The following is a 7,116-nucleotide window of genomic DNA, read 5'->3' as shown; positions in this document are numbered from 1 at the left end:
CCATCTGCGCAAATACTGGCGATGTATTTCTCAGATGTGCTCCACACGGATTATCCCATCCGCCGGATCGTCAGCACCTGGCTGCCCGCCGCCTTGATCCGCGCGACGGCCTCGCGAGCGTCTTCGACCACGGTGGCCATATGAAACGCATTGGCGTGCACGATCGTCTCGGCATCGCGCACGATCGCGACGTGGCCTTTCCAGAAGATCAGGTCGCCACGCTGCAGCGATTTGGTGTCGGAGTCATCGACTGGTCGCCCGAGCGCGGCCTGCTGCATGTCGCTGTCGCGCGGGCACTCCATGCCGGCCGTGTTCATTGAGATCTGCACCAGGCCCGAGCAATCGATGCCGAGACTGCTCTTGCCGCCCCACAGATAGGGCGTACCGACGAAGCGCTCGGCGACGGCGACATAGTCGGGCTCGATGGTGCCGAGCGGAACGACATGCTGTTTTGGCACGAACCAGCCTTCGGAGGTCACGACGAAGCTGTCGTCCTCACGGGTGACCATGATTTTAGACCCCAGCACCAGGGTCTCAATCGGCGGGAGTTTGATGGATGACCCCGGAAACGCAAATGTGCGCAACGCGGCGATCTGGTGCGTGGTGTTGGAAAGCTTGGCGAGCGCAGCCTCCGGAATCCATCCGACGTAACCATCGGCTTCGAGCTGGCCCCAGGCCCAGCCCTCACCGTTGCGATCATAGATCGTGACTCGTTCGCCCTTGAGCGCCTGCGTCATCTGCTCTGCGCCGGCAAGCGGCTGTGCGCGCAGCGGTGCGATCGCGTCGCGCACTTCGAAGGTGTCGCCCTCGACGAAACGCGCGGCGTCAACCTTGCCTTCGAGGAATTTCGCGGCGATGTCGCCGCGGGCCGGCGTGAGGCGCGGATCAGCCATAGCGCTCGCTCAACAATTTGTAGAGCGCGCGGGCGCCCTGGCACTCGCCGCCTTCGGGCCGCCCGGGCTTGGAAGATGGCGTCCAGGCATAGATGTCGAGATGCAGCCAGCTCTTGGCTTGCGCGACGAAGCGCTGCAGGAACAGCGCGCAGGTGATCGAGCCGGCGAAGCCGTTCGACGGCGCGTTGTTGATGGTCGCGACCTTGGAGTCGAGCCAGGAATCATACGGCGCCCACAGCGGCATCCGCCACAGCGGATCGTTCTCCGCCGCCGCGCAGCGCGCGACATCCGCCGCGAGCGCCTCGTCCTGGGTGTAGAACGGCGGCAGTTCGGGCCCCAGCGCAACGCGCGCGGCGCCGGTCAGGGTGCCCATGTCGATCAGAAGATCAGGCGTCTCCTCATCGGCATAGGCCAGCGCGTCGGCGAGGATCAGGCGCCCCTCCGCATCGGTGTTGCCGATCTCGACCGTGATGCCCTTGCGCGAGGCGAAGACGTCGAGCGGACGGAAGGCGCAGCCGGAGACGGCGTTCTCGACCGCGGGGATCAGCACCCGCAGCCGGACCTTCAACTTCGCATCCATCACCATCTGCGCCAGTGCCAGCACGTTGGCGGCACCGCCCATGTCCTTTTTCATCAGCAGCATGCCGCTCGAGGTCTTCAGGTCGAGCCCGCCGGAATCGAAGCAGACACCCTTGCCGACCAGAGTGACCTTGGGATGGGTCGGATCGCCCCAGAGGAGCTCGATCAGCCGCGGCGCGCGGGTCGACGCCATGCCGACGGCGTGGATCAGGGGAAAGTTCTGCTGGACCAGTTCGTCGCCGACGACGCAGCGGAAGCGCGCGCCGTGGCGTTCGGCCAGTTGCTGTGCCGCCAGGGCCAGCTCGACCGGGCCCATGTCGTTGGAGGGCGTATTGACGAGGTCGCGGGCAAGCGTGGCCGCGTCGGCGACGCGTGCGAGCTCGGCGGCGTCCAATCCATCGGGCAAGGCGAGCCGGACGTCGGGCGCATCCGCCTTGCGGTAACGCGTGAAGCGATAGCTGCCGAGCGCCAAGGCAAGCGCAGCCAGCCGCGCGTCATGCGGCGTGTTGGCGAAGCGGTAGGTGCCCGCGGGCAGAACGCCGGCAAGCGCTCCCGGCCGGAACAAATCCTTGTGTTTGGCGGTCTCGTCCTCGAGCCCGAACAGCACCTGTGCGATCTGGCCGTCGGGCGCGGGGAGGATCAGGCAGGCGCCGGGCTTGGCGGCAAAGCCGTTGGCGGTTGCGAACCGGCGGGCTTCATCGGACAGACCGTCGCGGATCGCGGGCCAGGTCGATGTGGTCGCGAAGGTGATCGGAATGGCCGATGAAGCGGCGGCGGTGTCGAAGATCGATGGCATGCTGGTCCCTCGAGGCGGGGCGGATTGAATGCAGATGTCGCAGAGTCTGGCTGCCACTGCAATCCGAGCTTCTCAAGGCGGCCGGCGGCTGTCCTCGATATGCTAGGTTCCGGAGCAAGAGGATGTGCCGCCACGCCCAGCTCCGGTGGAGGCGGTCAATAGCCAGGGAGAGATTTCATGGAGACGCTCATCGAGGTCGTGAGCTATCTGGGGCGGGGGATCGAGGCCGTGCTGGGCTATCTCGAAACGCACCATTGGATCTTCGGCCTCGCGGCGCTGGGCTACATTTTCTATCTCCACGACCGTGCCATTCACGCCCGCTTCGATGCGCTCGAAAAGCGCATCGACGAGGTCAGGAAACGGCTCGCGATCGACTATTAGGGGGCGCCCGTTCAGGAGAGGGCGCCGATGATCCTGGACACCCCATCGGAAGTGCTGGGGGGCCGGCACGGCAAGAATGGCCGCGTTAACCCGCCGTTAGCGTTAACAGTTTATTGCTGGCGCGGTCGGTTCCCCGTTGGTCTTCACGTCCGAGTGACATGCGTCAGCAGCCTTCCATGCCCCGGCTTCTCGCCTCAGCGGCCTTGACCGCTCTCCTTGCCGCCGGGCTCGGCGGCTGCCAGACCATGTCCGACATCACGGGATCGTTGGGCGCGAGGACCAGCGCCCAGCCGCCGCCACCTGCCACGCCGCAGCAGGCGGTCGAGGTCTATGGCGATCGTTATCGCGCCAACCCCAAGGACGCCAATGCCGCGATCGCCTATGGGCAGGCGCTGCGCAACAATGGCCAGCGGGAGCAAGCTGTCGCTGTGCTCGAACAGGCGACGCTTGCCAATCCCGGCAACAAGGCCGCGCTTGCCGCCTATGGACGGGCGCTGGCCGACAACGGCAATTTCAAGCTTGCCTTCGACGTGCTGTCCCGCGCGCACTCGCCGGACAACCCGGATTGGAAGCTGTTGTCCGTGCAGGGCACTGTGCTGGACCAGATGGGACGCCACGACGAGGCGCGTCGCTACTATGATAGCGCGCTCAAGATCGTGCCTGGCGAGCCCTCGGTGCTGTCCAACCTCGGGCTCTCATACATGCTGTCGAAGGACCTGCCCAAGGCCGAAGAGGCGCTGCGCCAGGCCTATGCGTCGCAACAAGCGGATGCGCGCGTCCGGCAGAACCTGGCGCTGGTGGTCGGCTTGCAGGGCCGCTTCAGCGAGGCGGAGCAGATCGCCCGGGCCGACCTTCCGCCTGACGAGGCGGCGGCCAATGTCGCCTATCTGAAGCAGATGCTGCAGGGCAAAGGCAAGCCGCAGACCGGCCGCAGCGCTCCGATGGCCTCTCTCGATCAGCCGGAATGACCGCGGCGCATTCGGCCGCGGCCGAGGCTTACTGCATCGCCGCGACCTTGATGCCGGTCGGCCCGAGAATGACGACGAACAGGACCGGCAGGAAGAACAGGATCATCGGCACGGTCAGTTTCGGCGGCAGCGCGGCCGCCTTTTTCTCGGCCTCGTTCATGCGCATGTCGCGGTTTTCCTGGGCCATCACGCGCAGGGACTGGCCGAGCGGCGTGCCGTAGCGCTCCGACTGCTGGAGCGCCAGGCAGACCGACTTCACGCCCTCGAGCCCGGTGCGCCGGGCCAGATTCTCATAGGCCACCTTGCGGTCCTGCAGATAGGACAGTTCGGCGGTCGTCAGCGTGAACTCCTCCGAGAGCGCGATCGACTGGCTGGCGATCTCGGTCGACACCTTGCGGAACGCAGCCTCGATCGACATGCCGGATTCGATGCAGATCAGCAGCAGGTCGAGCGCATCGGGGAAGGCGCGCTTGATCGAGAGCTGGCGCTTGGAGATCGCGTTCTTCAGGAACAGCATCGGCGCCTGCAGGCCGAGATAGGCCATGCCGACGCAGATGCCGATCTTGACCGGCAGCGACTTTTGCATGTGGGCGATGACGAAGACGTAGAGCACGGCGCCGACAAACAGCACGATCGGGGTGACCGCGCGGGCGAACAGGAAGGTCACGTAAGGGGCCTGGCCGCGATAGCCGGCCATCACGAGCTTCTCGCGCGCCGACTCCTGCGCCAGCCATTTGGTGAGATTGAAGTCCTCGACCACCTTGGAAACGAGCTGCTTCGGCGTCTGGCGCAGCGTGACCTTCTCGCCGGCGTTCATCCGCTCGCGCTCACGCTGACGGATGCGCTCACGCTCACTGGCGACCGCCTTCATGCGCTTGTTCAGGTTTTCGCCGGCGAACAACGGCGTGATCAGCGTGTACACGGTCGCGCTCGCTGCGATCGCAGCGAACAGCATGGTCATGAAGTGCGGGTCATGAAGTTTGGTAACGAGGAGATCGACCATGGCGCGCCTTTAAAAGTCGAAGTTGATCATTTTCTTCATGACCATGATGCCCATAGACATCCAGATCACGCAGCCGACCAGCATCAATTGACCGGTCGGGTGGGTCCACAACAGCGAGATGTAGTCGGGGGTGCTCAGGTAGACGAGCAGCATCACGATCGGCGGCAGCGAGCCGATGATGCCGGCGGAAGCCTTGGCTTCCATCGACATCGCCTGGATCTTCTCGGCCATTTTCTTGCGATCGCGCAGCACCTTGGAGAGATTGCCGAGCGCCTCGGACAGGTTGCCGCCCGACTTCTGCTGGATCGCGATGACGATGCCGAAGAAATTTGCTTCCGGCAGCGGCATCCGCTCATAGAGCCGCGCGCAGGCTTCTCCAAGCGGCATTCCGATCGCCTGCGTCTCGATGATCGCCAGGAACTCGCCGCGCAGCGGCTCCGGCGAGTCTGCTGCGACCACCTTGATCGATTCGAACAGCGGCAGGCCGGCCTTGATGCCGCGCACGATCACGTCGACTGCGTCGGGCAGCGCGGCCAGGAATTTCTTCTCGCGCCGCTTCTTCAGAAAGCTCAAGGCCCAGCGCGGCAGCCCGAACCCCGCGGCGAAGCCGAGGCCGAGCGCCCCGAGCAGGCCGCCGCCGGCGAAGAAAGCAATTGCGCAGGTGATGAGGCCGAGGACGCCGGAGATGATCCAGAATTTCTGCACGGTCCAGTCGAGCCCGGCCTGCGAGATGCGCATGCTCAGCGGGACCTTGCTCTCTCTTTGTGCGCGCGCCTCGAGGTCCTTCAGCGACGATTCGACCTGTTCACGGCGCGAGCGCTGGGTTCGCTCGGCCTGCCGGACCACGACCGGCTCCTGCTTGGCCACCGAACTGCGGCGCGCTTCGGCTTTCCGTTCGCCCGAAAGGATCGGATAAAGGAACACCCAGGCAATGCCGCCAATCGCGGTGGCGGCCAGAAAAGCGAGGGCGAGAACCTGGATCTTCATGGCAGTCCTTCTCAGGTCTTGGCGGCGACTTCGGCAGCGTCCAACGCTGCGGCGAGACGCTTTTCCTCGCCGTAGTAGCGGGCGCGTTCCCAGAACCGCGGTCGCCCGATGCCGGTCGAGCGATGCCGGCCGATGATCTTGCCGTTCGCATCCTCGCCGACCATGTCGTACAGGAAGACGTCCTGGGTGATGATGGTGTCGCCTTCCATGCCCATCACCTCGGTGATGTGCGTAATGCGGCGCGAGCCGTCGCGCAGGCGCGCGGCCTGGATGATCACGTCGATCGAGGCGCAGATCATCTCGCGAATGGTGCGCGAGGGAAGCGAAAAGCCGCCCATGGTGATCATGGATTCGCAGCGCGACAGCGCCTCGCGCGGATTGTTGGCGTGCAGGGTGCCCATCGAGCCGTCATGGCCGGTGTTCATCGCCTGCAGGAGGTCGAAGGCTTCGGGGCCGCGGACCTCGCCGACGATGATGCGTTCAGGGCGCATACGCAGGCAGTTTCGGACCAGTTCGCGCATCGTGACCTGGCCTTCGCCCTCGATATTGGGCGGCCGGGTTTCCAGCCGGACAACGTGAGGCTGCTGCAACTGCAGCTCGGCGGCGTCCTCGCAGGTGATGACGCGTTCGTCGTGGTCGATGTAGTTGGTCAGGCAGTTCAGCAGGGTGGTCTTGCCCGAACCGGTACCGCCGGAGATCAGAACGTTGCAGCGGCAGCGGCCGATGATCTGCAGGATCTCGGCGCCCTCCGGCGTGATTGCGCCGAACTTGACGAGCTGATCGAGCGTCAGCTTGTCCTTCTTGAACTTACGAATGGTGAGCGCGGGACCGTCGATCGCCAGCGGCGGGACGATGGCGTTGACGCGGGAGCCGTCAGCCAGACGAGCGTCGCAGATCGGCGATGATTCATCGACGCGCCGGCCGACCTGGCTGACGATGCGCTGGCAGATGTTGAGCAGCTGCTGGTTGTCGCGGAAGCGGATGCCGGTGCGCTGGATCTTGCCGGCGACCTCGATAAAGACCGTGCCGGCACCGTTGACCATGATGTCGGCGATGTCGTCGCGCGCCAGCAGTGGCTCGAGCGGGCCATAGCCGAGCACGTCATTGCAGATGTCGTCGAGCAGTTCTTCCTGCTCGGCGATCGACATCACGATGTTCTTGATCGCGATGATCTCGTTCACGATGTCGCGGATTTCTTCGCGTGCCGACTCGCCGTCGAGCTTGGCGAGCTGCGCGAGATCGATGGCCTCGATCAACGCACCGAAGATGGTGGCCTTGACCTGATAGTAATTATCGGAACGCCGGGTTTCGACCACCGGCGGGGGAGGCGGCGGCTGTCTTACGGGTGCCAGCGGCGGCGACGAGACCGTCGGCGCCGCCAGTGTGCGCGGCGCCACGCTTGCCGGCGCCGGAGCAGGTTCCGGCGCGGGCGCGGCAGGCCTGATGGCCCGGGTGTCACTGTCTAATCCGCTACGCTTACCAAACACGACTCAGTACTCCACGCGGGGA

General features: G+C 65.1%; 7 protein-coding genes. 2 read left to right on the top strand and 5 right to left on the bottom strand.

All coding sequences use genetic code 11. The features are described from left to right. Positions 1–50: 50 nt before the first annotated feature. Positions 51–893, bottom strand: a complete 843-nt coding sequence (locus BRAS3843_RS16990) for an NlpC/P60 family protein (protein ID WP_008970198.1) — start codon at positions 891–893, stop codon at positions 51–53. Beyond that, complete coding sequence (locus BRAS3843_RS16985) at positions 886–2,268, bottom strand: leucyl aminopeptidase family protein (protein WP_008970197.1); 1,383 nt, start codon at positions 2,266–2,268, stop codon at positions 886–888. Before BRAS3843_RS16985 ends, BRAS3843_RS16990 begins: the two co-directional genes overlap by 8 nt. 177 nt (positions 2,269–2,445) lie before the next feature. Between BRAS3843_RS16985 and BRAS3843_RS16980 the strand changes: the two genes are divergently transcribed. Continuing rightward, entirely contained in the window at positions 2,446–2,649 is a 204-nt protein-coding gene (locus BRAS3843_RS16980) for a hypothetical protein (protein ID WP_008970196.1), read from the top strand. 158 nt (positions 2,650–2,807) lie between these two features. Then, positions 2,808–3,617, top strand: coding sequence for a tetratricopeptide repeat protein (locus BRAS3843_RS16975; RefSeq protein WP_035981932.1), 810 nt, complete (start codon positions 2,808–2,810; stop codon positions 3,615–3,617). A 28-nt stretch (positions 3,618–3,645) separates the two neighbouring features. On the opposite strand, the gene BRAS3843_RS16970 is transcribed toward BRAS3843_RS16975, so the two are convergent. The 3 genes from BRAS3843_RS16970 to BRAS3843_RS16960 are packed head-to-tail and all read right to left on the bottom strand — an operon-like array spanning position 3,646 to position 7,094. Further along, positions 3,646–4,620, bottom strand: coding sequence for a type II secretion system F family protein (locus BRAS3843_RS16970; protein WP_008970193.1), 975 nt, complete (start codon positions 4,618–4,620; stop codon positions 3,646–3,648). 9 nt (positions 4,621–4,629) lie between these two features. Beyond that, entirely contained in the window at positions 4,630–5,607 is a 978-nt protein-coding gene (locus BRAS3843_RS16965; RefSeq protein WP_008970192.1) for a type II secretion system F family protein, read from the bottom strand. Positions 5,608–5,618: 11 nt separating this feature from the next. Beyond that, positions 5,619–7,094, bottom strand: coding sequence for a CpaF family protein (locus BRAS3843_RS16960; RefSeq protein ID WP_008970191.1), 1,476 nt, complete (start codon positions 7,092–7,094; stop codon positions 5,619–5,621). Positions 7,095–7,116 lie beyond the last annotated feature (22 nt).

This window comes from Bradyrhizobium sp. STM 3843, assembly GCF_000239815.1.
Taxonomy (GTDB): Bacteria; Pseudomonadota; Alphaproteobacteria; order Rhizobiales; family Xanthobacteraceae; genus Bradyrhizobium.
The sequence above is the reverse complement of the archived record's forward strand: the minus strand, read 5'-3'. Positions and strand labels throughout refer to the sequence as shown.

Excerpts from the sequence above, each read along its gene's own strand:
- BRAS3843_RS16990 (WP_008970198.1), bottom strand. The coding sequence starts at position 893 with ATGGCTGATCCGCGCCTCACGCCGGCCCGCGGCGACATCGCCGCGAAA.
- BRAS3843_RS16985 (WP_008970197.1), bottom strand. The coding sequence starts at position 2,268 with ATGCCATCGATCTTCGACACCGCCGCCGCTTCATCGGCCATTCCGATC.
- BRAS3843_RS16980 (WP_008970196.1), top strand. The coding sequence starts at position 2,446 with ATGGAGACGCTCATCGAGGTCGTGAGCTATCTGGGGCGGGGGATCGAG.
- BRAS3843_RS16975 (WP_035981932.1), top strand. The coding sequence starts at position 2,808 with ATGCGTCAGCAGCCTTCCATGCCCCGGCTTCTCGCCTCAGCGGCCTTG.
- BRAS3843_RS16970 (WP_008970193.1), bottom strand. The coding sequence starts at position 4,620 with ATGGTCGATCTCCTCGTTACCAAACTTCATGACCCGCACTTCATGACC.
- BRAS3843_RS16965 (WP_008970192.1), bottom strand. The coding sequence starts at position 5,607 with ATGAAGATCCAGGTTCTCGCCCTCGCTTTTCTGGCCGCCACCGCGATT.